The organism is Microbispora sp. CA-135349 (genome assembly GCF_050947365.1).
Lineage (GTDB): Bacteria > Actinomycetota > Actinomycetes > Streptosporangiales > Streptosporangiaceae > Microbispora.
The window spans coordinates 590,574-616,370 of sequence record NZ_CP192001.1; the positions used below are offsets into that span (position 1 = coordinate 590,574).

24 protein-coding genes, 1 tRNA gene and 1 pseudogene are annotated in these 25,797 nt (G+C 68.9%); 12 read left to right on the forward strand and 14 right to left on the reverse strand.

The features are described from left to right. The first annotated feature begins 125 nt into the window (after positions 1–125). Both ACQPZZ_RS02870 and ACQPZZ_RS02875 read left to right on the forward strand, forming a co-directional pair. A complete protein-coding gene (locus ACQPZZ_RS02870; RefSeq protein WP_432928667.1) occupies positions 126–1,004 on the forward strand; it encodes a DUF7710 domain-containing protein in 879 nt (292 codons plus the stop codon). Between the two features lie 554 nt (positions 1,005–1,558). Next, positions 1,559–3,022, forward strand: a complete 1,464-nt coding sequence (locus ACQPZZ_RS02875) for an RICIN domain-containing protein (RefSeq protein WP_432928669.1) — start codon at positions 1,559–1,561, stop codon at positions 3,020–3,022. Positions 3,023–3,114: 92 nt separating this feature from the next. Here the strand turns inward: ACQPZZ_RS02875 and ACQPZZ_RS02880 are convergent, their stop codons facing one another. The 8 genes and pseudogenes from ACQPZZ_RS02880 to ACQPZZ_RS02915 form a co-directional block, all read right to left on the reverse strand. Beyond that, complete coding sequence (locus ACQPZZ_RS02880) at positions 3,115–3,387, reverse strand: amidohydrolase family protein (RefSeq protein WP_432928671.1); 273 nt, start codon at positions 3,385–3,387, stop codon at positions 3,115–3,117. Between the two features lie 65 nt (positions 3,388–3,452). Beyond that, a complete protein-coding gene (locus tag ACQPZZ_RS02885) occupies positions 3,453–5,384 on the reverse strand; it encodes a ThuA domain-containing protein (protein ID WP_432928673.1) in 1,932 nt (643 codons plus the stop codon). Between the two features lie 202 nt (positions 5,385–5,586). Further along, positions 5,587–9,513 carry a ThuA domain-containing protein gene (locus tag ACQPZZ_RS02890; RefSeq protein WP_432928675.1) on the reverse strand — a complete coding sequence of 1,309 codons (3,927 nt, stop codon included), beginning with the start codon at positions 9,511–9,513 and terminating at the stop codon, positions 5,587–5,589. 219 nt (positions 9,514–9,732) lie between these two features. Then, complete coding sequence (locus tag ACQPZZ_RS02895; protein ID WP_432928677.1) at positions 9,733–10,029, reverse strand: hypothetical protein; 297 nt, start codon at positions 10,027–10,029, stop codon at positions 9,733–9,735. An 8-nt stretch (positions 10,030–10,037) separates the two neighbouring features. Further along, complete coding sequence (locus ACQPZZ_RS02900; protein ID WP_432928679.1) at positions 10,038–10,196, reverse strand: hypothetical protein; 159 nt, start codon at positions 10,194–10,196, stop codon at positions 10,038–10,040. 19 nt (positions 10,197–10,215) lie between these two features. Beyond that, complete coding sequence (locus ACQPZZ_RS02905; RefSeq protein ID WP_432928681.1) at positions 10,216–10,785, reverse strand: DJ-1/PfpI family protein; 570 nt, start codon at positions 10,783–10,785, stop codon at positions 10,216–10,218. An 86-nt stretch (positions 10,786–10,871) separates the two neighbouring features. Beyond that, complete coding sequence (locus ACQPZZ_RS02910) at positions 10,872–11,237, reverse strand: FCD domain-containing protein (RefSeq protein WP_432928683.1); 366 nt, start codon at positions 11,235–11,237, stop codon at positions 10,872–10,874. 112 nt (positions 11,238–11,349) lie between these two features. After that, a pseudogene (locus ACQPZZ_RS02915) lies at positions 11,350–11,487 on the reverse strand (GntR family transcriptional regulator); the annotation flags it as partial. Positions 11,488–12,283: 796 nt separating this feature from the next. Here ACQPZZ_RS02915 and ACQPZZ_RS02920 point away from each other — a divergent pair. Both ACQPZZ_RS02920 and ACQPZZ_RS02925 read left to right on the forward strand, forming a co-directional pair. Further along, complete coding sequence (locus tag ACQPZZ_RS02920) at positions 12,284–12,631, forward strand: hypothetical protein (RefSeq protein WP_432928685.1); 348 nt, start codon at positions 12,284–12,286, stop codon at positions 12,629–12,631. A gap of 77 nt (positions 12,632–12,708) precedes the next feature. Continuing rightward, a complete protein-coding gene (locus ACQPZZ_RS02925; protein ID WP_432928687.1) occupies positions 12,709–13,536 on the forward strand; it encodes an SMI1/KNR4 family protein in 828 nt (275 codons plus the stop codon). A 77-nt stretch (positions 13,537–13,613) separates the two neighbouring features. Here the strand turns inward: ACQPZZ_RS02925 and ACQPZZ_RS02930 are convergent. Together ACQPZZ_RS02930 and ACQPZZ_RS02935 are read right to left on the reverse strand one after the other, a co-directional pair. Continuing rightward, a tRNA-Pro gene (locus ACQPZZ_RS02930) sits at positions 13,614–13,687 on the reverse strand. A gap of 34 nt (positions 13,688–13,721) precedes the next feature. After that, positions 13,722–14,654: a metallophosphoesterase gene (locus ACQPZZ_RS02935; RefSeq protein ID WP_432928689.1), complete on the reverse strand. Its 933-nt coding sequence runs from the start codon at positions 14,652–14,654 to the stop codon at positions 13,722–13,724. Between the two features lie 80 nt (positions 14,655–14,734). Between ACQPZZ_RS02935 and ACQPZZ_RS02940 the strand changes: the two genes are divergently transcribed. Then, positions 14,735–15,190: a GatB/YqeY domain-containing protein gene (locus tag ACQPZZ_RS02940; RefSeq protein WP_363634912.1), complete on the forward strand. Its 456-nt coding sequence runs from the start codon at positions 14,735–14,737 to the stop codon at positions 15,188–15,190. A 95-nt stretch (positions 15,191–15,285) separates the two neighbouring features. Here the strand turns inward: ACQPZZ_RS02940 and ACQPZZ_RS02945 are convergent, their stop codons facing one another. Further along, a complete protein-coding gene (locus ACQPZZ_RS02945) occupies positions 15,286–17,406 on the reverse strand; it encodes a transglycosylase domain-containing protein (RefSeq protein WP_432928691.1) in 2,121 nt (706 codons plus the stop codon). A gap of 381 nt (positions 17,407–17,787) precedes the next feature. On the opposite strand from ACQPZZ_RS02945, the gene ACQPZZ_RS02950 reads away from it, so the two are divergent. Next, the gene (locus tag ACQPZZ_RS02950; RefSeq protein WP_030506755.1) at positions 17,788–18,084 is read left to right on the forward strand and encodes a WhiB family transcriptional regulator; all 297 of its coding nucleotides are present in this window, start codon (positions 17,788–17,790) and stop codon (positions 18,082–18,084) included. Between the two features lie 157 nt (positions 18,085–18,241). Here the strand turns inward: ACQPZZ_RS02950 and ACQPZZ_RS02955 are convergent, their stop codons facing one another. Next, entirely contained in the window at positions 18,242–19,381 is a 1,140-nt protein-coding gene (locus ACQPZZ_RS02955) for an ArsA family ATPase (RefSeq protein WP_432928693.1), read from the reverse strand. 119 nt (positions 19,382–19,500) lie between these two features. Continuing rightward, a complete protein-coding gene (locus tag ACQPZZ_RS02960; RefSeq protein WP_363634905.1) occupies positions 19,501–20,541 on the reverse strand; it encodes an ArsA family ATPase in 1,041 nt (346 codons plus the stop codon). A 289-nt stretch (positions 20,542–20,830) separates the two neighbouring features. On the opposite strand from ACQPZZ_RS02960, the gene ACQPZZ_RS02965 reads away from it, so the two are divergent. The 4 genes from ACQPZZ_RS02965 to ACQPZZ_RS02980 all read left to right on the forward strand — a co-directional run bounded on the left by ACQPZZ_RS02965 (position 20,831) and on the right by ACQPZZ_RS02980 (position 23,199). Next, entirely contained in the window at positions 20,831–20,983 is a 153-nt protein-coding gene (locus ACQPZZ_RS02965) for a DUF4177 domain-containing protein (RefSeq protein WP_076440089.1), read from the forward strand. Further along, positions 20,983–21,444 carry a RidA family protein gene (locus ACQPZZ_RS02970; RefSeq protein ID WP_432928696.1) on the forward strand — a complete coding sequence of 154 codons (462 nt, stop codon included), beginning with the start codon at positions 20,983–20,985 and terminating at the stop codon, positions 21,442–21,444. The genes ACQPZZ_RS02965 and ACQPZZ_RS02970 overlap by 1 nt, the downstream gene beginning before the upstream one ends. Before the next feature lie 94 nt (positions 21,445–21,538). Beyond that, positions 21,539–22,411: an NUDIX hydrolase gene (locus tag ACQPZZ_RS02975; protein ID WP_432928698.1), complete on the forward strand. Its 873-nt coding sequence runs from the start codon at positions 21,539–21,541 to the stop codon at positions 22,409–22,411. Further along, positions 22,408–23,199, forward strand: a complete 792-nt coding sequence (locus ACQPZZ_RS02980; protein WP_432928700.1) for an MBL fold metallo-hydrolase — start codon at positions 22,408–22,410, stop codon at positions 23,197–23,199. The genes ACQPZZ_RS02975 and ACQPZZ_RS02980 overlap by 4 nt, the downstream gene beginning before the upstream one ends. On the opposite strand, the gene ACQPZZ_RS02985 is transcribed toward ACQPZZ_RS02980, so the two are convergent. Next, positions 23,196–23,876, reverse strand: a complete 681-nt coding sequence (locus ACQPZZ_RS02985; RefSeq protein WP_169949820.1) for a Crp/Fnr family transcriptional regulator — start codon at positions 23,874–23,876, stop codon at positions 23,196–23,198. The two genes, ACQPZZ_RS02980 and ACQPZZ_RS02985, sit on opposite strands and share 4 nt — an antisense overlap. A 395-nt stretch (positions 23,877–24,271) precedes the next feature. Here ACQPZZ_RS02985 and nth point away from each other — a divergent pair, with 395 nt between their 5' ends. Continuing rightward, complete coding sequence (gene nth, locus ACQPZZ_RS02990) at positions 24,272–25,009, forward strand: endonuclease III (RefSeq protein WP_363634896.1); 738 nt, start codon at positions 24,272–24,274, stop codon at positions 25,007–25,009. Between the two features lie 106 nt (positions 25,010–25,115). Next, positions 25,116–25,775, forward strand: a complete 660-nt coding sequence (locus ACQPZZ_RS02995) for an NUDIX hydrolase (protein WP_432934262.1) — start codon at positions 25,116–25,118, stop codon at positions 25,773–25,775. The last annotated feature ends 22 nt before the right edge of the window (positions 25,776–25,797 follow it).

Below are 25,797 nucleotides of genomic sequence, written 5' to 3' on the forward strand. Positions count from 1 at the left end.
GGCGGCTGAGTGCCGATACTTCGGATTGCGCTGGTATGTCATGATCGAATGCGATGAGCAGCGGAGGGGACTCGGATCCCGTTCTCGATGAGGCTCGCCGGCACCACCTGGATCAGGTGAACGGTGTGCTTCGTCGTCCTGGCATGTACGGCAGGGATGAGACGGCGGAACGGCTTCTGCTGGAGGCGATGGCCGCCGTGGACGGGAGCCTGACGCGGTGGTGGGCGGAGTGCGATCGACTACGTGAGCGCGACGCGTTCGACGCGACGGGCGTCAGGGGCGCCTACAGCAGCATCCTTCCCGCCGACGCCTTGCGTGATGCCACGGCCTCCGTCTATGCCGAAATCGCTCATCGTCTCGGCTGGCTGGAGCCGGATCGGGCGCTGTCGGCGGCGGAGTACCAGCGGTTGAGCGCCGACATCGGCGGGTGGGTGACGCAGGACCGCACGCTGTCCGAAGTCGTTGAGACGTTCGGGCCCCCGTCGCTGTGGATCGGCGGAACCAACCCGTTCTACTCCAAGACCCTTGCCTACGTCACCGCCGATCGCGACGACGACGTGATTTTCCTGCACCTGTGGAACGCCTTCGCGAACCCCTCACCCGAGAACGGATTGCGGGGCGTGCACCCCGAACCGGTGGTGCTCGCCGTACGTCATCGGCCAGGCCCTTTCCCCGGCGCCTTCTCGTTCACGCCTGAGGGCCTGCGCCGCAGGCCCGGCGCCGACCAGCGCAGTCCGCTCAGGCCGGCCGTCTGGATCTTCCACGGTGACCACGCCCGACACGCCTCCGGGGTGTTCGACACGCTGGACGCCGGACTCGCCTGGGCGGCCGAGCACCAGGTGACCGGCATTCTGGCCGAGTACCCTTTCGGCGGCGCCTACGACGTCGCGGTCAGCGAAGGCCGCTTCACGCCCTCGAAGGCGCACCACGGCACCGCCGAGCACGTCGCCGCCTTCAGCCCGGGGTTACGTCATGTCCACCTGGTTGGCGGCCGTCCCGACTAATAGGCGCTTTCCGGCAGCGCTGCAAGGACCGCCCGCGGGTCGTACCGAGAATCATTGACCGGCTGCGACAGCTGAACGGGCCGTCGGCCTCCACGCATCGGCCCGATCTCCTCCTGCATGATCGGCGGCCCTCCGGGTGTCCAGCAGGGACTGCCCTCGGCCTGGTAGGCCGCGGCGCCCCGGGCGGCAGGCGATCCTGCTCGTCCCCTGCACCGGCCGGGCCGCGATCGGAGAGCGAAACGTGTGCCGAGGCGCGGTGGAGTCGCATCGGCACCATCGGGGCGTAGACGCGACCAGGAAGTCTGTCTGAAATTTACAGCGGTGTCCGTCACGGACCAGCGGTTCGAGCACGTCGTCTCCCTTTCTGTTGACGCACTCCCGCCTCCTCTCTAGCGTGAGGCCTCCGTGGGTGATCGGCATTTATTTGTTATCGCTAACAATGTGCGTAAGTGAAATTGCGACCCAGCAATTCAGATCTAGTGATGGGACATTTCATGGCACTGAGTATGGCGTCTGATGGTTACTCATCAGGACCATCGCGGAGTATCCGGTCGTTGCGCCGGTTGCTGATCGCCCTTGTGCTGACCGCGCTCACCGCAATGGCAGCCCTCGTCCCCGCGCCGTCGGCCAATGCCGCCACCAACCAGTTCCGAGGCATGAACTGGGCCGTGCTGGGTGACAACTTCAGCACCGGCACGCTCGTCGTGCAGGGCCTGAGCCAGTCCGACAGCAACGCGACAGTACGGGCCAAGGCCAACTCGCTCTACGACTACATGGAATACATCATGGGGGTCAACACCGTCCGGTTGCCCATCAACACCCACACTGTGGCCAACACGACCTGGTGGAACTCCTACCGCGGCGCCATCGACGCCGCCACCGACCGTGGATTCAAGGTCATCCTGGCCTATTGGGAGGACGGCGCCGCCTCCGGCGGCAGGATCACGAACCTCGCCGCATGGAACTCGATGTGGTCCACCGTGATCAGCACGTACGGCTCGAACGGCAACGTCTACTTCGAGCCGATGAACGAGCCGCACGGCTACTCATCGGCGGAGTGGCGCAACGTGGCAGCGAACTGGCTCAGCTCTCACAGTTCGGCAGCGCCCGGCCGGGTGCTCATCGGCGGCACCGGCTTCAGCCAGGACCTGCGTGACATCTGCAACGACAGCCGCTTCAACTCGACGCTGCTGTCCTTCCACTACTACGCCTTCTTCTACAGCGCGATGACCTACGACGCCTTCCGAAGCCACATTCAGACGCTTCTGGGCAACTGCGCCTCCCGCGCGGTCGTGACGGAATACGGCGCGCCGATGGCCACCGGCCTCAACTACGCCGACCCGAACAGCACCGACAACTTCGTGCGCTACCTCCGCGCCGTGGCCCAGGTGATGCGGGACAACCAGATGGGCGGCACCTACTGGCCCGCCCTCGGCGGCAAGGTGACCGCAGGCCTCGGCTACGACCACTACTCGATGTGGGCCCTCGGCGGCAGCGGCACCAACCTCACCTTGGCCGTCCGCAACCAATCCGGCGCCGACCGGGTCCGCTACGGCTGGGGCGACACCGTCCGCGACTCCACCCCTTCGCCGCAGCCGGAAACGTTCTACAGGATCGATGCGCGCCACAGCGGCAAGGCCATGGACGTCCAACAGGCGAGCACCAACAACAGCGCGCGCGTCGACCAGTACACCTACGGCGGCAACCCATGGCAGCAGTGGCAGTTCCAGGACGCCGGCAGCGGCTACTGGCGCATCGTCAGCCGCCACAGCGGGAAGTGTCTTGATGTCGTGGGCGCTTCAACCGCCGACGGTGCCGAGCTCATCCAGTACACCTGCGGCACCGGCAACAACCAGCAGTTCCAGATGGTCGCCAACGGCGGCTACTTCCAGCTCCGCGCACGCCACAGCGGCAAATGCGTGGACGTACCGGCCGCGTCCACCGCGGACGGTGTGATCCTCAAGCAGTACGCGTGCAACAGCGGCACCAATCAGCAGTGGTCGCGCACGGCCGTCTGACGGTCGTCTCGACGTAACCGCGGATCCGCGGTACATCCCTCCCCGGTGCCGATCGCGTGCTGTGCGCGCTCGGCGCCGGGGTCTGACCATCCTCATCCGGACACGCCCCGGTCGGCCAGGCCGAAGGCGCGGGCGGGCGGCACGGTCGCCGAGCGCAGGATCTCCACCGGCGTCATTCCGGCCCGCGCCATCAGCTCGAACTCGTGATGCAGGCTCTCGCCGTGGGGCACGGGCAGCGGCGCGGACGACTCAGCGTTCGCGTCCGTCCCGGCGAGGATCTCAACACCGGCCCGGTGCAGACGGCCGACGTCGCCCAGCACCTCCCCCAGGTGGTCGGCACGCCCAGGCGGCGGGCCGGAGGTCATGAAGGCGGCGCTCCAGCGTCAGCGCGGCGGGAGCGGCGATCCACCGCCCCCGCCGCGTCAACGGGTCAGCGGCGGTTGAGGTTCTGCATCCACTCCCGCAGCTCGCGCGCCTGCCGCGCGAGCTCGGAACGCGCCGCGGCGTCGCCGGAGGCCTTGTCGTTCGCCAGGTCGACGATCGAGTTCAGCGCCGGGATGGCGGTGGTGTAGTTGGTTGCCAGGTAGCTGTCCCGCGCGATGTCCAGGGCGGCATCGGCGGCGTCCGCGGCGGCCGCGGTCAGCAGCCCGGCCGCTCGGTCGGCCTCGATCAGCAGGCTGGTCTCACGGTAGGACGAGCAGTTGGCGCCCTTGCGGTCGGCGGTCGTCTCGATCCCGCCGAGGATGATCCGCATGAACGAGTCGTCGTAGTACTGCGTCCGGAAGTGGCCGAGGATGTTCGAGAACGCCTTGCCACCGCCCCAGTTCTGGCACCACGCGATCGGGTGGTCGCCGTTCATCAGCCGCAGCGGGTTGGTGGCCGCGTTGCCGCTGTTGAGGCTGCGCTGGTAGCTGTCCTCGTTGAGGCTCAGCAGCGTGTGCACGTCGGCCCGCATGTTGCGGTCGAAGTTGTAGAGCTCGTCGACCGTCATCCACCGGTCAGGGAGATGCGCGGTCGCCGGGTGCGTGTTGTCCTCGGTCACCACCTCGGTGTGGATGCAGCTGCCGCACTGGCCGAACCCGTTCTGGCCGTTCGGATGGTTGGTGAAGAACCCACCGACGAGGTCGCCGTACCACGGCCAGGTGCCGATCTCGAACGAGTCGGCGGCGCCGTGGATGCCGACATAGCCGCCGCCCTGGTGCATGTAGGCCTCGAAGTTCGGCTGCTCGGTGATCGGATTGAGCGGGCCCGGGTGCCCGACGTTGGACTCGAAAACGATCGTGTCGTACTGCTTGAGCGTGTCGAGGCTCAGGAACGGGCTCGTGGGCAGCGTGACGGTCGGGAGCTGCGGGTCGTAGACGTCGACGTTGAAGTTGTGCGCGATGCCGAGCTTCTGGATCGCGGCCACGGTGTGCGGGATGTGGTCGTGCCGGAAGCCCGTCGTCCTGGAGAAGACCAGGACGTTGTAGTCGGCGTCCGGGTTGTGCGGGAGCGGGGCGAGCACCGGGTCCGGGATGAACTTCGGGCCCTCCGCGGGCTCAGACTTGAGGCCCGTCGCGGGCTCCGGCGCGAGCCGGCCGTTGAGCTGGTCGATCAGGTAACGCGCATCGCCCACGAGTGTGCTGCGGGCCGAGCCGGGCGCGATCTGGTCGCCGGCGATCGAGACGAACTCGTGCAGGACCTGGCTCGCGCGCTTGGCCGAACCGGCGTCGGCGAGCGCCTTCGCCTGGTCGAGCTTGGCTTGGAGCGCCGCGCCGACCTCCGCCGGGACGCTGCCGGCGGTCACGAACCGGGTGATCAGCGTGCCGATGTCCGCGAACGATGTCGTCACGATGAACGTCTGCGTGTACTTCGCGCTGTTGGAAGCAGCGTCAGAGAGATGCACCGCGAGCGTGTGCACGCCGAGCGACAGGTCGGAGGTCTGCACCGGCAACGGCGGGACCAGCTTGCCGTCGAGGTACATGTTCAGCACAGCCACTCCGCCCGAGCCGGGGGCGGGGTCCGTGCGCGTCGGGATGAGTGTGGCGACGTGACCGACGTGACCGTCGGTGATCGCCGGGTACGATGCAGCCGGCGCGCGCGTGTCGATCCGGACCGAGATCGAGCGGAACGCCGCGACGTTTCCGGCCGTGTCGACCGCGCGGTACCGGACGCTGGTGTTGCCCTCCTGCGTGATCACCGCCGACGCAGTGGCCGACGCCGGCGCCCCCTCGACGGGCACGTCGATGTAGGCGGCGCCGCCGTTGAGCGAGTACTGGAACTTGGCGATGCCGACGTCGTCGGTCGCCGACACGTTCAGCGTCACCGGGCCGGTGTACCAGTTGTTCTGGCCGGTCGGCGCGGAGGGCGACAGCGTCGCCACGTTGATCGTCGGCGGTGTCGTTTCCTCTGCCCACGACGGTGCCGCGGGTATGAGTGCGGCCCCCGTCAGGAAGGCGGCCACTGCCGATGTGCGAAATCTTCTTCGCATGAATGTCTTCTCTTTCTTGCCGCTATACGGGCGGGTTCATTGGGTGCCGATGCCCGTGCCGACGAACCCGGGTTCGTCGGCACGGGCGGGTTCCTTAGGTGCCGATGCCGGTGCCGACGAACTCGGCCCAGTTGAGGTTGAACAGGTTGCCGCCCGTGGCGCCACCCGTGACCGAGCGGAACACCAGGAACAGCTCATGCGTCCCGGACATCGAGACTGGGAACGTCTGGCTTGTCCAGGTTCCCGTCCCGCCGGTGGACACGAGGTTGGCCGTCGTCAGGATCGGCCCGGTGATCGAGTCCTGACGGACCTCGATCGCCGCCAGCGGCGACCCAGGCGTGCGGCCGGTCGCCGCGTCCGCCACGCGGAACATGATCGAATCGATGTTGGTCAGGTTGAATGGGCCGTTGAGCTGGAGCCAGTCGCCCGAGCCCAGGCTGCCGCGGTGCACGCCGGCGCCGCCGTCGGTGTTGGTCGCCGTGTTGGTGCCGGACTGGTTGACGACGAACTCCACCTCCTGGTGCTTCTGGCGGATCTGGTGCTGGCCGGTCGTGGTCAGCGGTGGGACGCCGCCGGGACCGCCGTGGTCGGTGTAGCGCGCCTGGACCACGCCTAAGACGGTGCCGCCGTGTGAGACGTCGTCGGCCTCCGTGTGGAGCACGCCCGAGCAGCCGTTGACGGACTCCTCGGCGTGGCCGTGCGCGTCGTGACCGAGCACGAACGTCACCTGCACCTCGGAGCAATTCACCGTCCCGTCCTCGGGGTCGGTGACCGTGACCGAGAACGGGATGTCGTCGCCGAACGCGAACGTCCCGCCCTCCACCGGCGTATTGACGACCACCGTCGGGCTCGTGTTACCCACGGTGATCACGGTGCTGGTCGAGGTTTTCTTGCCGGACGAGTCGAGCACGGTCAGCACGGCCGTGTAGCGGCCGGACTGCGTGTAGGTGTGTGTCGGGTTCGGGTCGGTCTCGATCGCCGAGCCGTCGCCGAAGTTCCACTCGTAGCGGATCGAGTCGCCGGGATCCTCATCCAGCGAGCCGGCGCTGGAGAAGTTCACGGTCAGCGGCGTTGAGCCGTCGGTGCGGTCCGTGGTGAGCACGGCCTTCGGCGCGCGCCTGCCCTTGACGTACTCCCACTTGTACATGCCCGCGTCGGGGCTGATGACGTTGAACCCGTTGCCGTAGGTCAGCAGGTAGAACGCGCCGTCAGAACCGAACTGCAAGTCCATCGGGTTGTCGCACTCGAACCGGAACCTGCCTGCCCCGGCGTTCGCACGACTGCCGCAGTCCAGGAAGTTGTTGATCTTCTGGACGTGGTTGTTCTGCTTGTCGAGCTTGACCTCGCGCAGCGTGTCCTGCGTCCACTCGCTGATGATCACCGAGTCGTCGTAGTACGGCGGGAACTTGTTTGGGTTCGGGTTCTCCGGGTCGTAGTGGTACTTCGTGACCCCGTGCGGACCGACGCCGCCGGTGTAGAGCTCGGGGAACAGCCGCGGGCATTCGGTCGTCGAGCCGGGCGCGATCGGGCCCGGGGTCGGCGCGTAGTAGGCCTCGCACGGGGTGCCGAGCGGCGCGCTCGGGTTGTTGTCGCGGTAGGAGTACCAGATGTCCGGGTCGGTGACCGGCGGGACGTCCCTCAGGCCCGGCTCGACCGTCGGACCGCCCTCAATGTTCCACAGCGAGTCGTTGCGCTGCGTCGGCCCGTCGCAGTCGAACTTCTGAGGCGGGTTGTTCAGCGGCGTGCCCGCGGTGGTGGTGCCGGGCGCGAACTCGTGGAAGTTCCACTGATAGTGCGCGAGGTCACGCTTGTAGCACGTCGGCCAGCCGTAGTTGGACGGCTTGCGCACGATCTCGTAGCGACCGGTGCCCGCCGGGCCGTGCGAGCGCTGCGGTGTCTGGGCGTCGGGCGAGTAGTCGCCGATGTAGGCCACGTCGTTCTCGTCGACCTGGATCCGGAACGGGTTGCGGAAACCCATCGCGTAGACCTCCGGCCGCGTCTTCTCCTGCGGCGCGCCCGCGACCAGCGGGAACAGGTTGCCCGACGGGATCGAGTAGGCACCCTTGCCGGAGCCGAAGTCGACCTTGTTGGCGTCGGCGGCGGAGATGTCGCCGTCCTTGACCTTGATCCGCAGCACCTTGCCGCGCAGGTCGTTGGTGTTCAGCGCGCTGCGGCGCGAGTCACCGGTGAGCCGCTGATACCAGCCGCCCGCCTGCGCCGTGTTGGTGGCGATCGCCGGCGTGGCGGTGCCGGTCAGGCCGGCGCCGTCGGCGGTGATCTGCGGCTGATCGGACTGCTGCTTGCCGCGGCGGAAGAACACGTTGACGTTCGACGTGTTGACCGGGCCGCCACTGGTCTGGATCTCATCCGCCTCGATGTTCGAGAGCGCCTCGAGCGCCGCGTCGATCGCATCACGATCCGCGTTCCACGCGATCGGCTCCGTCGTCTGGCCCTCGAAGGTCAGCGTGAACGTGCCGCCCGTCGCGTTGGTGACGCGCACGGTCTGCTGCTCGTCGGTCTTCTGCGAGTTGTACGGCCCGTAGCCGCCGCCGTTGATGCCGCCCGCGGGCGTGTCATCGCCGGTGACCATCCAGAGGTTGCCGTGCTTGTCGAAGTCGATGTCGCCCCCGACGTGGCAGCACTCCTGGCGGTTGACCGGCACGCGCATGATCTGCTGCTCGGAGCTCATGTCGAGGTGCGCCGGCGTGCTGTCGGTGGCGTCGACGAACTTGAAGCGGCTGAGCTGGAAATAGCCCACGTACGGATCCCACGCGGTCTTGGACGCCGCCACGTTCGGCGGGGTGGTGTTCGGCGTGATCTGGGTGACGACCGATCCGTCGCTCAGCTTGACGTCGGTGACCTCCTTCGGCGAGTAGTAGAGGTAGACCCACTTGTTGGTCGCGAAGTCGGCGTCGACCGCCGGGCCATAGAGCCCGTCCTCGCCGGCGGAGTAGATCTGCTGCGTCATCGGCAGGCTCGGGTCGGCGAAGTTGGCGACGACCGTGGTGACGCCCGTGGTCGAGTCGTGCATGCGCAGCGAGCCGAGGCGGTCCGTCTGCAGAACGCGGCCGTCCGGCAGCTGGTCGAAGCCGATCGGCTCCTGCAGGTTCGGCGGCGAGCCGATCTTCGTCTGCTGGTAGTTGGCCAGCACGGTCGCGCCGCAATCGCTGTAGACCGGGTCGGCCTGGCCCGCGGCCCAGCCGATCGCGCCCTTGAGGTGCTTGGTGAGGCCGGCGTCGAAGCTCGCGGCCGTGTTGCCCAGGCCGGTGTAGAACGAGCGGCCGCCCTGGAAGTCCTTACACCACGAGACCGGGTGATCGGCGCCCATCGTGCCCCCGGCGATCCCGTCGAGGTTGGCGCCCTGCGGCTGCGGCCCGAACGGGTCCTCGACGACGGTGTCGAGGACGTGTGACACACCGCGGACGTTCTTCGTGAAGTTGTACCAGCTGTCGGTCCGCGACCAGATCTGCGGCAGATCCTTGGTCGCGTCGTGGACGCGGTCGGCGACCTTCACGTCACCCGACTGCACGTCGGTCCTGCCGGACGCACGCGTCCCCAGGAGGTCAGTCAGGAACGACCAGGACTCGTCGGTCTCGACCGCCGAGCCGACGCCGACGAAGCCGCCGCCGCCGCGGAAGTAGCTCTCGAAGTTCGCGCGTTGCGCGTCCGTGAGCGGGCTCGCGTGACCCGTGTCCAAGAACACGACCGCGCGGTACTGCTCCAGCTTCTTCTTCGTGAAATGGTCGCCCACGTCAGCGGGCCCGGGCGCCACGACCGTGAAATCACCGGTTTTGGCCGCATCCCGGATCGCGGCCAGGCCGGCCGACGACACCGCGTCCTGGGTGCTGCGCACCACGAGTACCTTGAAGCCGGCGTCTGGTGGTGCGGCCTTGGCGGCAGACGCGGACGGCTGCAGCAACGCCGCCGCAGCGCTGGAAGCGGGCTCAGCCGCCGTGGGGGCCTGGGCGCTCACCGGCGTCGCGAGGAGCGTGATGAAAGGGGCGATGAGGCCTAAGGCCATCGTGGTCGCGGTGCGACGTCTCGGGCGTCGTCCGTTTTCTGGCAGGGCTGCGTCGAGCAGCCTGGCCCACGTTCGATGACGTGGTGACATGGGAAACCCTTTCCTGACCGGGGGGACGTCAGGCAAGGCGCGCGCCGCCGCGCTTGTTGCCGCTTGTTGGCGTTGGTTGCGGATACGGGGGGTTGCTGGAGAGGTGCCGCCTCCAGGTCTGTGGGGCCGTCAGTAGGCTGTCGGCCGGGGTAGTGAATCCATGATCGTTGTCGGATCGTCGATGATTCGGTTGACCACCATGCTCGCGGCGCCGCGGGAAGCGGCGCCGAAGCCGAGCGTGAAGGCGACGAATCGGTACTGGGCGGCGGGGGCGGCCACCACGAGCCGCTGCAGCTGATCCTGCGCGTGGGGCAGCAGCCACTCGGCCACTGAGGCGAAGTAGCCCCCGATGACGATCAGTCGCGGGTTGAACAGGTTGGCCACGATCGAGCCGCCGAGCCCGAGCCATTGGCCGACCTGCGCCACCGCCTGCATCATGCGCCGGTCGCCGGCGCCTGTGCGGTCGCCGCCCAGGCGCCGGATCCGGTCGTACCGGGTCCGGAGCCGTGCAGCATCAGCACCGCGGGCCCGGTGCCGCTCTCCATGACGTGGACGGGGGAGCCGTCGACTGTGACGGTCCGAAGTGCCGTCACCGAGACAGGCCAGGTGTGCTCATGTCGATGCGGAGTTGACGGACTTCGAGAAGACCTCCATCATCACCCTGCCGAACTGCGGCATGTCGGGCCAGCCGCGGCAGGAGACAAGGTTTCCGTCCACCACGTCGGGAGCGTCGATGACCGTCGCGCCCGCGTTCTCCATGTCACCGGTGATGGGGGGGAAGCACGCCGTCTTCCGGCCCTTCAGCAGCCCGTACACAGCCGGCACCTGCGCGCCGTGGCACACCAGCGCGATCGGGAGGTTGCGCGCGAAGAAGTGCTCGGTGATGCGCCTGACGTCGGGGTCGACCCGGATCCACTCGGGGGCACGTCCCCCAGGAATGATGAGGGCGTCATAGCGCTCGACGTCTACCTCGGCCCAGGGCACGTCGACCGGCAACTTCCGGCCGTTCTTCTCCACGTAGGCGTCGGAGTTGGGGTCGAACTCGTGGATGACCAGCTGAACGTCACGCAACGTCCGTGACGAGACGTCGACGTCCCAGCCGCCCTCCTGCACGCGATAGTAGGGATACATGGTGTCGAGCTCCTCGGCGGCATCGCCGGTAAGGAGTAGCGCTCTGGGCACCTGCTTCTCCTCGCAAATGGGCGGGTGAGATTGATCCGATCCGATCCGATCCGGTTGCGTTAGCATTCCTCGGCCCGGCCCGCCCGTCAAGCCTTTACCGCCATTTTGTCCGTGTCCTTAACCTCGTCGAACAAGCGCCAGAACCGCTCGCCGGACAGCAGGATGTGCCGGCGCATGGCGTAGGCGGCGTCGGGGTCACGCGCGGCGATCGCGGTCACGACTTCTTCGTGCTCGGCCATGGCCAGGTGGGTGACCTGGGTGTCGTGGAGAAGCCGGAACAGGTGCACGTGCGTGTGCAGGCGAGCGAGCGCTTCGCGGATGACCTGGTTCTCCGCGCTCAGGGCGACGAGATCCTGAAAGCGGCGTCGCGCAGCCCGAAGGCGCCGTAGGCCCTGATCCCGTTGCCCCTCCAGCTCCGCCATCTCCTCCAGTATCCGCCGCAGACCGGCCACCTGCTGGGGCTATGCGCGTTCGGCGGATCTGCGCGCCGCCGGCCCAGGAGCAGGCGGAGCTCAAGCCTGTCCTCGAATCGCTGACGGGTGATCTGGGGGGAATGCGATAGCCGGCATGAGGCACACGCACGACCGGGCCCTCCGCCTCCATGTGGTTGAGAGCGTCTCGGATCGGCGTCTGCGAGACCCCCAGCTCCCGCGCCAGGACGTCGATCGTGGCGCGGGAGCCAGGCTCGATCCGTAGCGACATCAGGAGGACTCCCCAAAACCATTTTGGTTGGTGTTTCAGTACGGGCCGTACAGTCGGAAGACCTCCAGTTTGGTCACGGTGCGTAGCACTGTGGGGAAGTCCTCCAGTGATCGCCGGAAGCCGGTTTTGAGGACTTTCCAGCACGTCCTGGCCTCACGGCCCCGTGCGATCGACGCTTCGTCGACCATCGTGACGTGAGGTCCCTTTCTTCGCGAACCTGTTGACATCGGACGCAACGCTGCTGCATGCTGACGACCACTCGGATCGTATAGGAAAGGTGGCGGATGCTAGCCGTCCTGCACCATCGCGGAACCGCCTGCCGGCGCCCTACTTCGACCACCTAAAGCTCTCTGGAGCATGCTCGACGTCCTGCTCGGTTCGCCACCGGGGGTCGCGGCCGCCGCTTCCGCGTCCTGCGCTTCCGCCTGCTGTTGTGCTCCTGGGCGAGGTGCAGGAGAGCATTCGCCTGTGTGCTGAGGTTTTGTGCGACGACGGCATCGTGCGGTTCGCGACGCTGCTGGCCCGGGCGCTGGTCCGCAGACCTGGGGGAGAGCCGGGGTGGGCATACCTCCTGCGCTACAACGCCGGTCGGGTGTGGGGTGACACCCACGCCTGGTGCATGTACGTGCCTAATGCTTTGCGGCCGGTGCCCTGCCAGCAACCAGACCCTGCGGCCACCGCCGCGGCAGAGATGGCCGAGGGATGAGCGCCGGCACGAAAGGGTGTGCCCTTCTCCTGACGCCCCTGACGACGCGACTACGAAGACGGCCTCGCCATCGCTCCGGCGGATTACACGGTGGAGCGCGCGGTGAATGACTGGCCGGCCTACGGGCTCAATGGACGCGACAAGGGCACCGTCGCCGCCTGCGCGATCCGGTGTAATACCCACATCATTCCCGCTCTGGGCGCTCGAAAGCTCCGGGACCTCAGCGCGGAAAACGTGCAGCGACAAAAAGAACAGCAGGAAAGGGAGAGAGAAGCCGCGGGGGAGAGGTGGCAGGAGAACAACGGCCTCCCCCTGGAGGAGATCTCCCGGCTCGTCGGCCACAGCAGCACTGCCGTCACTGAGGCCGTTTACCGCAAGCAGATCCGTCCGGTACTTCAGGCAGGGGCCGTGGCCATGGATCGCATCTTCGACACCTGATCGTGAGTTTCCGCAGACGAGGGGCCATTCTGATTGCTCTGAATGGCCCCTCGTCTGCGCTTTGTATGATCACGCCCGTGTCCGAACGATTCGATCTCGCAACCGATCTCGCCGCTGGTGTGCGAGACAAGGACAGTGCTTGGATCTTCATACGGCGCTTCGCGGAAGCCTGGATGACTCCTCTCAGGGATGGCGACGGTTACACCGAGGAGGAGCTGAACGCCGTTGAGCAGCGGTTGGGCCTCAAGCTCCCGGCCGCATTGCGCGAGGCGTACATGCTCTTCGGCAAGCGTGCGGATCTTTGCGGCACTCTGCATTTCCTGCAGCACCCGGACGAGCTCCGCGTGGACGAAGATAGCGGCCTGCTGCCCTATCAGCACGAGAATCAGGGCGTCTGGGAGCGGTACATACGAGTGGCGGACCTCGACATGGACGATCCGCCTACAGTGCAGTCCTCCGACTGCGATCATGACGAGCATCAGGGTGGGATCGCGTGGTCCGAACGGTTGTCCACTGCCTGTATTGAGATGATGCTCGTCGAATCCGCCTGCCTGGATGGCGCTCGGGAGATGTATGGGGAGCTGCTCGAAAACGAAATCGCCGATGTGGAGCGCATATTCACGCCTTTGGCGCTTCCGCCACTGCCCATTGGGCATATGGAATGCGCCCCAGCGAGCCGCTGGTACGTCGGGGAGGACGTGATCGTCTCCCTTGACCGGTTCCACTCCATCCCAGATGAGTACGAGCATCTGAGTGGGCCTTGGCATCGGCCATGGAGTCGAGCCGGTCTCAGGATCCATGGGCGCACACCTGAGGCCGTCAACGCCATGCGTGAGATTCTGCCCCGAGAGTGGTTCCACTGGGAGTGGCCTCGGTTGGGAGATCCGTACCCTCCGAAGCCGTAGTCACTCAGTTAGTCACTCAGCAATGCAGAAGGCCGGTTCCGATCTTCGGAACCGGCCTCTCAGCTGGTACTTCTGGGTCGGGGTGGCGGGATTTGAACCCACGGCCTCTTCGTCCCGAACGAAGCGCGCTGCCAAGCTGCGCTACACCCCGGTGGCTCAGGCTTTTGCTCTGTGCCTCGGCAAGTCTAGCGGACTTTGCGGCTGCTTGTGTCATCCGGCACGACGGGGCGGCGGGGGACGAGCGTCAGCAGGGTCGCCTCGGGCGGGCAGGCGAACCGCGCGGGCGCGTACGGCGAGGTGCCGAGGCCGGCCGAGACGTGCAGCCAGGCGCTCTCGTGCCTGCTCAGCCCCTTGACGCGGGCGCGGTCGATGCCGCAGTTGGTCACCAGGGCGCCGTAGAAGGGGATGCAGAGCTGTCCGCCGTGAGTGTGTCCCGCCAGCAGCACCTGGTAGCCGTCCTGCGCGAAGCGGGTCATGTTGCGCGGCTCGGGCGAGTGCATGACGCCGAGCCGCAGGTCGGCGTCGGCGGGGGCCGGCCCCGCGATCTCGTCGTAGCGGTCCCGGTCGATGTGGGAGTCGTGGATGCCGCCCACGTGGACATCGAGGTCGGCCACCTTGAGACGGGCCGTCGTGTTGTTCATGTCCAGCCAGCCGGCCTCCCGCATCGCGGCGCCCAGCTCGGCCCAGGGCAGGTTCGGCACGTGCTGCCGGGAGTCCCCCTTGGACGTACGCCACAGGTAACGCGCGGGGTTCTTCGGCCGGGGAGCGTAGAGGTCGTTGGAGCCGTAGACGAACAGGCCCGGCCGGTCGAGCAGCGGCTCCACGGCGTACATGTACGACGCGACGGCGTCGGGGTGCGCCAGGGTGTCGCCGGTGTTCACGACGAGGTCGGGATCGAGCGAGGCCAGCGAACGCACCCACTTGATCAGCCGGTGGCGCCCGGGCGTGAGATGCAGGTCGGAGATCTGCAGGATCCGGACCGGCCGCTGGCCCGGAGCCAGGACGGGGACGTCGAACCGGCGCAGCCGGAACCAGTTGCGCTCGATCACGGCGGCGTAGCCGACACCGGCGACGCCGAGGCCGAGGATGGACAGGGGAATCGCGGCTGCTTTCCTCACACAGCCATGATGCCCGACGCACGGCCCGCCTCCCGCATAACCTGGCGAAGACCGGAGCGGGGGCACGGCAAGATGGACGCATGAGTGCGTTGAAGGACAAGCTGAAGGCCGACCTCGCGGCCTCGATGAAGGCGCGTGACGAGGTGCGGGTCCGGACGATCCGGATGGCTCTGGCCGCCATCAACGTCGAGGAGGTCGCGGGCAAGCAGGCCCGCGAGCTCGCCGACGACGAGGTCGTCAAGGTGCTGACCCGCGAGGCCAAGAAGCGCCGGGAGGCGTCCGAGGCGTTCGCGGGTGCCGGGCGGGCCGAGCAGGCCCAGGCGGAGCTGGACGAGCAGGCGGTCCTGGAGGAGTACCTCCCCGCCCAGCTGAGTGACGACGAGCTGCACGCGCTCGTCGACGAGGCGATCGCCGAGAGCGGCGCGCAGGGCCCCAAGGCCATGGGTCAGGTCATGAAGGTCCTGAACCCGAAGGTCGCGGGCCGCGCCGAGGGCGGCCGGGTCGCCCAGGCCGTACGCGCCCGTCTGTCCGCCTGACGGCAGAGGGCGTCCGGCCGGGACCGGAAAGGCCGGCCGGGACCGGAAAGGCCGATGGGCCGCTCCCCGTGAGAGGAGCGGCCCATCGGAGAGGATCACCCGAAGGGGTTGAACGGCGCGTCGCCGGGACCACCACCCCGGCCGCCGCCGTGACCACCGCCACGGCCACCACGGCCACCGCCCGGGAAGTCGAAACCGCCTCCGGGGCCGTCGCCATCGCCCCGGTCGACCTTGGGCTTCGGCGGGGGCGCGCACTGGTGGGCGCAGCCGCCGAACCTGGACATGTCCGGCTTTACGAACGACGAGGCCTCGACGCCCTTGAGCGCCGACAGGAAGGTCGCCTTCCAGATCGGACCGGGCACGGTGGCGCCGAAGACCGAGCCGTACGTCCGGCCTGCCATCACCTGTCCAGGGAGCGGATACCGCATCGGGCCGCGCGGGTCGCCGAGGCTGACCGCGCCCGCGAGGTCGGGAGTGAACCCGGCGAACCAGACGGTGCGGGACTGGTCGCCGGTACCGGTCTTGCCGGCGGCGTCCCTGCCGATGCCGCCGACGGCCGACATGGTGCCCTTGGTGAACACGCCCGACATGATGTAGGTGGCGGCGTCCGCGATCTCGGCCTCGACGGCCTGCTTGCAGGACGGCTTGAACGAGGTCACCTTGTTGTAGCGGTCGGTGATCTCCGTGATCGCCATGGGCTTGCAGTACTTCCCGCGCGCCGCGATGGCCGCGTACGCGCTGGCCACGGTCACCGGGTCCATCTCGTTGAAGCCGAGCGTGAACGTCTGGAACTCGCGCAGTTTCGCGCCGTCGGCCCGCTTGATGCCGAAGTCCTTGGCGGTCTTCACGACATCGCAGAGCCCCACCCTCTGCTCCAAGGCCATGAAGAAGGTGTTCACCGACTTCAAGGTGCCGGTCTGCAGGGTCAGGAACCCGCCGCTGCCGCCCTCGGAGTTGTGCTGGATGCCCCGGGGGTCACCGACCAGGTTGCCGTCGCAGTCCTTGAAGGCCGAGGGACCGCTGGCCTGGAAGGTCGCGCCGGTGCTGATGCCGTCGTTGATCTTCCACCCCTCCTTCAGGGCGGTGATCAGCGTGAACACCTTGAAGGTCGATCCTGCCTGGAAGCCCGCGCCGCCGCCGTGCAGCGCGTCGGCCACGACGTTGATCGACATCTCGTTCTTCTTCTTGCTGGTGCCGAACTTCCGGCTGGCGGCCATCGCCCTGATGGCACCCGTGCCCGGTTCGACCAGAGCCTCGGAGGCGACCGGCTTGTCGGACGGGTGGACGTACTTCTTGATCGCCGTTTCGGCGGCCTTCTGCATCTTCCGGTCCAGCGTGGTGCGGATCGTCAGGCCGCCGCGGGCCAGGAAGTCCTGTCGGGCCTTCTTGGTCTTGCCGAACTGCGCGTCGTTGAGGATCTCGTTGCGCACGTACAGGCAGAAGTACGGGTAGTCGCTCTCCTCGCAGCCGCCGGGGATCTCCTTGTCCTTCCACCCCAGCTTCTTCTTCTTGGCCGCGTCGCGCTCGGCCTCGGTGATGATGTGCAGCTCCTGCATGCGGTCGAGCACGACGTTGCGCCGGGCCAGCAGCCGGTCCCGGAACGTCTTGCCCCGGTTGGGGTCGGTGGCGTTCGGGTCCTGGACGGCTCCCGCCAGCGTCGCCGCCTCGGCGAGGTTCAGCTCGGAGGCGTGCTTGCCGAAGAACCGCTTGGACGCCGCTTCGATGCCGTACGCACTGGCGCCGAAGTAGGCGATGTTGAGATAGCGGTTGAGGATCTCGTCCTTGGAGTACTTCTGCTCCATCGACATCGCGTAGCGGATCTCGTTGAGCTTGCGCCCGACGGTCGGCGCGACGGCGGCGGCCTTCTCCTCGTCGGTCTCCGCCTTGTTGAACAGGACCTGCTTCACGTACTGCTGGGTGATGGACGAGCCGCCCTGGGTCACCCCACCCGTGGTGATGTTCCTCACCAGCGCGCGAGTCGTGCCCTCGACGTCGAGAGGCCCGTGCTCGTAGAAGCGGAAGTCTTCGATCGCCACGATCGCCTGACGCATGATCGGCGCGATGCGGTCCATCGGGACCGATTCCCGGTTCTCGAAGTAGAACTGGGCGATCTGCTTGCCGTCCGCGTCGAGCAGGACCGTCTTCTCGGGCAGCGGCGGCTCGTTGAGGTCCGCCGGCTTGAGGCTCAGAGTCTCGATACTCGACTTGACCGTCACACCGGCCCCGCCTACGGCGGGTAGTGCAATCGCCGCCGCCAGCACTCCAGCGACGCCCGCGGCGCCGACGAGGCGCAGGGCCGCACCTGTCCGGGATGCCAGAGTTTTGCCTTGTGCTTGCACGGATCCAAGGGTACGTCCGTTTGGTGACTCTCCCGGCATCGACCTCACGGGTCCGCATTACCCCGCCGAGGGGGGGACTAGTCATTCCCGGCCACATGGCCTGACATGACCATGCACGAATTTGGTCCCCCCGGGGTATGTCGGTTCGATCGTTTCCTTGCGTACTTTCTCCTCTGCGGCTACTGCAACCAGGAGGCCCGACGCCCGCGCCCGTCGGCCGAAACGACGACTGACCACCTAAGGGGAGTGGGGTCGAACATGTGGATCACGGATTGGACCTCCCGTGCCGCCTGCCGAGGTGCGGATCCTGACGCACTCTTCGTGCAAGGCGCCGCCCAGAACCGGGCCAAACTCATCTGTCGTGGGTGCCCCGTCCGCACCGAATGCCTCGCCGATGCGCTGGACAACCGCATCGAGTTCGGGGTGTGGGGCGGGATGACCGAGAGGGAACGGCGTGCGCTGCTCAGGCGCAGGCCAGATGTGGAGTCCTGGCGCGACCTGCTGGAGTCCGCCAAGGAAGAGTACGAGCGGACCAACGAGCTGATCGCCGGCTGACCCCGGCGCGGCGTCCCGCGGCGTAGCGGGACGCCGGACGACACGTGTCCGGAAACCCAGCCGGGCGACCGATCGCCAGGAGCCCAGCCGGGCGACGGGTTTCCCGCCGTCCAGCCGGGCGACGCGGTTCCGAGGAGCTCAGCCGGGCGGCCGGTCTTCAGGACGCGAGGAGTTGCCCGATCTGGCGCAGTCCCGCCAGATCGTGCACGTCCTCGGGCATCGCGGGCACCTGTGCGATGGGCACCGTCGGATGGGCCGAGGTGAAGTGCTCCTGCTGGCGCTGCTCCCGGGAGGCGAGCTGCATCCTTCCGGCGTGCAGCCGCAGCACGGCCGCGGTGAGCTCGTGCTCGCCCCTGACGTCCAGATCCTCGGCGGCGGCGGAGCTGCGCGCCGCCGACAGCGACGGCGCCAGCGGCCGGTGTACGCGGTTGACGACGAGGCCGGCCAGCGGCATGCGCTCGTCGGCCAGCCGCTCCACGAAGTAGGACGCCTCTCGCATCGCGTCGCGCTCCGGCGCGGCGACGACGAGGAACGCCGTGCCGGGTGCCTGGAGCAGCCGGTACGTCTGCTCGGCGCGCTGGCGGAACCCGCCGAACACCGCGTCGAGCGCGGTGACGAACATCTGGATGTCCCTGAGCACCTGAGCCCCGAGCACCTTGGTCAGGATGCCCGCGACCATCCCGAAACCTGCGTTGAGCAGCTTGAACGCGCCGCGACCGCCGGCCTTGGCCGGTGCCGTGAGGATGCGGATCAGCCTTCCGTCCAGGAAACGGCCGAGACGCTCGGGGGCGTCGAGGAAGTCGAGCGCCGACCGCGACGGGGGGGTGTCCACCACGATCAGGTCCCACTCGTTCGAGCGGCGCAGCTGGCCCAGCTTCTCCATGGCCATGTACTCCTGCGTGCCGGAGAAGCTGGACGACAACGACTGATAGAAGGGGTTCGTCAGGATCTGCTGGGCGCGCTCGGGGTCGGCGTGGGCCTCGATGATCTCGTCGAAGGTCCGCTTCATGTCGAGCATCATCGCGTGCAGCTCGCCGCCGGCCTTTTCTGCGCCGTCGACGCCGTGCACGCGCCTGGGGGTGTTGTCGAGCTCGGTCAGGCCCATCGCCTGGGCCAGCCGCCTGGCGGGGTCCACGGTCAGGACGACCACGGAGCGGCCCCGTTCGGCGGCGCGCAACCCGAGGGCCGCGGCCGTCGTGGTCTTGCCGACACCGCCCGAGCCACAGCAGACGATGATCCGAGTGCCGGGATCATCCAAGATCGCGTCAATGTCCAGCGCGGGCGCCGTCCTGGTCACAGCTCAGCCTCTCACTCGATCGGAAGTCACGCCGCAGGCCCTGGTCACGCCGCGCACTGCTCACGCCACACTCTGCCCGCGCACTGCTCGGGCCGGGCACTGCTCGGGCCGCGCACCGCTCACGCCACACTCTGGGCGCGCAGGGCGTCGGCCAGCTCGTAGAGCCCGGCCAGGTCGGCGCCGTCGGGCAGCAGCGGCAGGTCGTACCGCGGCACCGCCGCCTCCTCCAGCGTGACGCGCTCGCGCTTTTCCAGCTCGGTCCGCAGGGCGTGCTCGGTCACCTCGTGCGCGAGAGCCTCGGCGACCGCGGAGGCGTCGGCCGTTGCGTCCGTCAGCCCGGCCGCCTTCAGGCCGAGCGCGAGCTCGGCGGAGTCGAACCGGCCCTGGACGGCCGCCTCCAGCACCCCCTCGGGCAGCCCGGCGGGGCGCACCATGTTGACGAACACGCCGCCGACCGGCAGGCCCGTCGTGCGCAGTTCCTCGATGCCGTCCAGCGTCTCCTGGACGGGCATCTCCTCCAGGAGCGTCACGAAGTGGACCGCCGTCTCCGGGGAGGCGAGGACACCCCGCACGAGATCGGCGTGGTTCTTGATGGGCCCGACCCGGGCCAGCCCGGCGACCTCCTGCGTCACGTTCAGGAATCGGGCGATCCGGCCGGTCGGGGGCGCGTCCATGACGATCGCGTCGTACACCCTGCGGCCCAGCTTGTCGCGGCGCCGTACGGCCTCGGTGGTCTTGCCCGTGACCAGGACGTCCCGCAGGCCGGGGGCGATGGTCGTGGCGAAGTCGACCACACCCATGCGGGTCAGCGCCTTGCCCACGCGCTTGATGCCGTAGAACATCTCGAGGTAGTCGAGCATGGCCTCTTCGGGGTCGATGGCCAGCGCGTACACGTCCCCGCCGCCGGGCGCCACGGCGATCTTGCGCTCCTCGTACGGCAGCGGCGGCAGGTCGAACGCCTGGGCGATGCCCTGCCGGCCTTCGACCTCGACGAGCAGCACCTTGCGCCCGCCCGCCGCCAGGGCCAGCGCGAGCGCGGCGGCGACGGTCGTCTTCCCGGTGCCGCCCTTGCCGCTCACCACGTGCAGGCGCACGCCGTCCCAGTCGGTGTCCCGGGTTCCCCCGTCGCTCCCGCCGCGACTGCTGGTCGGCTGACTCACCGTGCCTCCTCCGCGTCGGCGTGCCTGCTCCACGCGCCCACGTGAGGAAGGCTACCCAAGGGTTACCTGCCGATACGCGGGGGTCGTCCCCCGCCGTAACCCGAGGTACGGCTTGCGAGCCGATCCGGTGAGGTTCGTCAACGGGAGGTCAGCGAACGCGCGTGCCGGGGATCGTGCCGGGGACCGCGGCCGGGCCGCCGGGGCCCGACGTTCGCCGTGCCCGCCCGCGGCGGGGCCGTACGGCGTTCCTGACCACTCCTGGCGGGCCGTGCCTCGATAGCCTTTGCCCATGACCAAGTGGGAATACGTCACCGTGCCGCTGCTCACGCACGCTACGAAGCAAATTCTGGACAATTGGGGCGAAGACGGGTGGGAACTCGTCTCGGTCATCCCGGGGCCCAACCCCGAGCAGTTGGTCGCCTACATGAAGCGGCCCAAGTGATGGCGACCCCGGAGGAGCGGCTCGCCGAGCTCGGGCTCACGCTGCCCGAGGTCGTGCCCCCGCTCGCCGCGTACGTGCCCGCCGTACGGACGGGCGATTACGTCTACACCTCGGGCCAGCTTCCGCTCGTGAAGGGCGAGCTGGGCGTCACCGGCAAGGTCGGCGCGGAGGTGTCGGCCGAGGAGGCCAAGGAACAGGCGCGCATCTGCGCGGTCAACGCCCTGGCGGCGATCAAGGCGCTGGTGGGCGACCTGTCGCAGGTCGTGCGGATCGTGAAGGTGGTCGGATACGTCGCGAGCGCTCCCGGCTTCACCGGGCAGCCGCAGGTCGTCAACGGCGCCAGCGAACTGCTCGGCGAGGTGTTCGGCGAGGCGGGCAGGCACGCGAGGAGCGCGGTCGGCGTGGCGGTCCTCCCGCTCGACGCGCCGGTCGAGGTGGAGGTCATCGCGGAGGTCCGCTGACCGTCCGGCTCTCCGGGACCGGGGTTTGCGGCCCGGCGAAGGCGTGGGGGAGCATGAGGACCGGTGCGAACCGATCGTTGTTCTGGAGGGCCTCATGGGGTTTCCGCTGCCCGGCGAGGTCGGCGAGCGGGCGCGGGAGATCCTCGCCGGCCGCCTGGCTCCCGTCCCCGCCAGGGACGCGGCCACGGTGGTGCTGCTGCGTGACGACCCTCTGGAGGTGTATCTCCTCAGGCGCAAGGCCACGATGGCCTTCGCCGCCGGCGCCTACGTGTTCCCCGGTGGGTCGGTCGACCCACGGGACGCCGACCACACCGTGGCCTGGGCGGGCCCGCCGCCGGCCGAGTGGGGCGAGGTCTTCCGGGCCGGCGAGAGCACGGCCCGGGGCCTCGTCTGCGCCGCCGTACGCGAGACGTTCGAGGAGTCGGGCGTGCTCCTGGCCGGGCCGAGCGCGGACACGGTGGTGACGGACACGACCGGGGCCGGCTGGGAGGCCGACCGCCTCGCGCTGATCGCGCGCACGCTGTCGTTCGCCGAGTTCCTCGACCGGCGCGGTCTCGTGCTCAGGTCCGACCTGCTCAAGGCGTGGGCGCACTGGATCACGCCGGTCGTGGAGCCCCGGCGCTTCGACACCCGCTTCTTCGTCGCGGCGCTGCCGTCCGGGCAGCGTACGCGTGACGTGGGCGGCGAGGCGTCCGGGGTGGCCTGGATGCGGCCGCGGGACGCGCTGGCCGCCGCGAGGGCGGGAACGGCGCGCATGCTGCCGCCCACCTTCCGGACACTGACCGAGATGGCGGCGTTCGAGTCGATCGGCGACGTGTTCGCCTGCCCCCGGTCGATCACGACCGTCCAGCCGGAGCCCGCCGAGGTGGACGGGCGGATGGTGCTGATGATCCCCCAGGTGATCACCGAGGCGATCCCCGGGACGATTTCCGAGACGATCCCCGAGACAGGAGAGGCGGGCGAGTGAGCGGCCTGCGCATACCGGTGGAAGGCCCGGACGGTTCCGGCACGGCGACAGCGGTGAACGTGCTGGCGCCGAATCCGTCACCGATGACCCTCGACGGCACCAACACGTGGATCATCGGAGGGGAGCGGGCCGTACTGGTCGTCGATCCCGGCCCGGACGACGAGGCGCACCTGCGGCGGGTCGCCGAGCGGGTGGACGGCCGCCGGGTGAGCGCCGTCCTGCTCACGCACGGCCACCCCGACCACAGCGAGGGCGCGGGGACGCTCGCGCGGATGCTCGGCGCGCCGGTGCGGGCGCTCGACCCCCGCCACCGCCTGGGCGAGGAGGGCCTGGCCGACGGCGACGTGGTGACGGCGGGCGACGTGGAGGTGCGGGTCGTCGGCACGCCCGGGCACTCGTTCGACTCGCTGTGCTTCTGGCTGCCCGGCGACCGGGCGATGCTGACCGGTGACACCGTCCTCGGCCGGGGAACGACCGTGATCGCGCCCGACGGGGACCTCGGCGACTACCTGCGCAGCCTCGACAGGCTCAGGCGGGGCGCGGAGATGCTGGAGGCCGCGGCCCTGCTGCCGGGTCACGGGCCCGTCCTGCCCGACCCGTCCGGGGTGCTCGACGCGTACATCGCCCACCGGCGTGAGCGGCTGGAGCAGATCCGCGAGGCGATCCGCAGGGGCGCCAGGGACGCGCGCGACATCGTGGAGATGGTCTACGCCGAGGTGGACAGGTCGCTGTGGCCGGCCGCCGAGATGTCGGTGGCGGCTCAGCTCAACTATCTCAAGACGCTCTAGCGAGAGCGGTTGTAGAGCCGCTCCCTGTCCATGATCACTACGGCCTTGGCCTCGATGCGCAGCCAGCCGCGCTGGGCGAAGTCGGCCAGGGCCTTGTTGACCGTCTCCCGAGAGGCGCCCACGAGCTGGGCGAGCTCCTCCTGGGTGAGGTCGTGGTGCACCCGGATGCCGTCGTCGGTCTTCTGCCCGAAACGGTCGGCCAGGTCGAGGAGCTGCTTGGCGACCCGGCCGGGGACGTCGGTGAAGACGAGGTCCGCGAGCACGTCGTTCGTCCGGCGCAACCGCTGGGCCAGTGCGCGCAGCAGGTGAAGGGCGACCTCGGGCCGGCCGGTCAGCCACGGCCGCAGGTCGTCGTGGCCTAGCCCGGCCAGGCGCACGTCGGTCAGCGCGATCGCCGAGGCCGTACGCGGGCGGGGGTCGAACAGCGACAGCTCGCCGAACATCTCGCCGGGGCCGAGCACGCTCAGCAGGTTCTCCCGGCCGTCAGGGGCGGTGCGCGCCAGCTTGATCTTGCCTTCGAGCACCACGTAGAGCCGGTCGCCGGTCTCGTTCTCGCTGAAGAGGGTGCGGCCCTTGGGCAGCTCCACCTCGGTGATGCTCGCGCGCAGAGCCGCGGCGCTCTCGCGGTCGAGCGCGGAGAACAGCGGCGCCTTGCTCAGTACTTCCTCGGTGCTCACGGTGCCTCCTTGCTGCGGGCGCGCTCGGTCGCCGGCTCCGTGCTAGCCATTGTGACGCACGCCCTGCACAGCGGCTTACGGGGTGTCCCGTTACGTCGCATGGGCGCTGTCCCGGCTCGCAGTCGTGGGCCGTCTGTGACGAAACAACACAATCTTGGCGGAAACCTATCCTGACGCCCATCGCGTGCCCGACCGGCTCGGGTAGCCGGTCGTCCCCCTACGGGCACAGTGTATTGCGCCGTGTAGGGACAAATTGGCAAATACAGGCTGCATATGTGGCATGTATGACAAGGTGACCTCCCGCAGGACGGGAATGGCCGGCGGACGCCGGAAGCGTGGATACGGGCCGGGCCGACCGTGAGGTGGGCGCTCGCCCGAGGCCCTACGCTTGCGGCATGGCGACGAACACGGCCGCTCCGCGGCGGCGTCAGCGCCAGGCCGAGACCCGTCTGGGACTCGTACGGCGGGCGCGGCGCATCAACCGGATCCTGGCCGAGACCTACCCCGACGCCCACTGCGAACTCGACTTCGGCAACCCCCTGGAGTTGCTGGTCGCCACGATCCTCTCGGCCCAGTGCACCGACAAGAGAGTCAACATGGTCACGCCGGTGCTCTTCGCGAAGTACCGGACCGCGGCCGACTACGCCGGGGCCGACCGCGCCGAACTCGAGGAGATCATCAGGTCCACCGGGTTCTTCCGGGCGAAGGCCAACAGCATCATCGGGATGGCGCAGGCCCTCTGCGAGCACCACAAGGGGGAGGTCCCGGGCAAGCTGGCCGACCTCGTCAAGCTCCCCGGCGTGGGCCGCAAGACCGCGAACGTCGTGCTCGGCAACGCCTTCGGCGTCCCCGGCATCACCGTCGACACGCACTTCCAGCGGCTGACGAGGCGCTTCGGCTGGACGGCCGAGACCGATCCCGTGAAGATCGAGCACGAGGTCGGCGAGCTGATCCCCAAGTCCGAGTGGACAATGCTGTCGCATCGGCTGATCTGGCACGGCCGGCGCATCTGCCACGCCAGAAAACCCGCCTGCGGCGTGTGCCCCCTCGCCGCGCTCTGCCCGTCGTACGGCACCGGCCCCACCGACGCGGACGAGGCGCGCGCGCTGGTGCGGCCGGGCCCGTTCTCGTGAGCACCCGGTGATCGGGAAGCTCGCGCGCTCTCGCGTGGTTGTACGGCACGCCTGGGCCCGCGCGTGCCCCGTGTGACGATGCGGTGGGACGATGCGGCGTGACGATATGGAGGTGGTCGTGGCTCCCGTTTGGCTGACGGAGTTGGCCGCGAAGGCCGCGCACAGCCCTGTTCCCACCGCGTTGCGGCCGCCCGCGAACGGCGCCGGCCGCTCGGCGGCGGTGCTGCTGCTGTTCGGCGAGGGACCCGAAGGGCCCGACATCCTGCTGATCCAGCGCAGTTCGAAGGGCCGGGTGCACGCCGGCCAGCCCGCCTTCCCCGGCGGCGGCGTCGACCCCGGCGACGACGGCCCGATCGGCGCGGCCCTGCGGGAGGCGCAGGAGGAGACCGGGCTCGATCCCGCGGGCGTCGAGGTCGTCGGGACCATGCCCGAGCTCTACGTCTGGCGCAGCGACAACCGGGTCACACCCGTGCTCGCCTGGTGGCACACGCCGTGTGTCGTGCACGCCGCGTCTCCCGACGAGGTCGAGATCGTCGAGCGGGTCCCGATCGCGGAGCTGGTCGACCCCGCCAACCGGCTGCGGCTGCGCCACCCGCGCGGCGTCGGCCCCTCCGTGGCGTTCCGCGTACGCGGCCTGCTCGTGTGGGGGTTCACGGCCGGTGTGCTCGACGGCGTGCTGACCGCGGCGGGGTTCGAGCGCCCCTGGGACCGCTCACGGATCGAGGATCTCCCCCCGGAGGTCGTCAACCTGGCCGCGCGGGGCTGAGCGTCCCGGGTTCGAGGGGCCT

Bases quoted from the DNA above. Each gene is read 5' to 3' on its own strand.
- ACQPZZ_RS02880 (WP_432928671.1), bottom strand. From the start codon at position 3,387: ATGACCTCCGGCCCGCCGCCTGGGCGTGCCGACCACCTGGGGGAGGTG.
- nth (WP_363634896.1), top strand. From the start codon at position 24,272: ATGGCGACGAACACGGCCGCTCCGCGGCGGCGTCAGCGCCAGGCCGAG.
- ACQPZZ_RS02940 (WP_363634912.1), top strand. From the start codon at position 14,735: ATGAGTGCGTTGAAGGACAAGCTGAAGGCCGACCTCGCGGCCTCGATG.
- ACQPZZ_RS02975 (WP_432928698.1), top strand. From the start codon at position 21,539: ATGGGGTTTCCGCTGCCCGGCGAGGTCGGCGAGCGGGCGCGGGAGATC.
- ACQPZZ_RS02965 (WP_076440089.1), top strand. From the start codon at position 20,831: ATGACCAAGTGGGAATACGTCACCGTGCCGCTGCTCACGCACGCTACG.
- ACQPZZ_RS02950 (WP_030506755.1), top strand. From the start codon at position 17,788: ATGTGGATCACGGATTGGACCTCCCGTGCCGCCTGCCGAGGTGCGGAT.
- ACQPZZ_RS02995 (WP_432934262.1), top strand. From the start codon at position 25,116: ATGGAGGTGGTCGTGGCTCCCGTTTGGCTGACGGAGTTGGCCGCGAAG.
- ACQPZZ_RS02970 (WP_432928696.1), top strand. From the start codon at position 20,983: ATGGCGACCCCGGAGGAGCGGCTCGCCGAGCTCGGGCTCACGCTGCCC.
- ACQPZZ_RS02890 (WP_432928675.1), bottom strand. From the start codon at position 9,513: ATGGCCTTAGGCCTCATCGCCCCTTTCATCACGCTCCTCGCGACGCCG.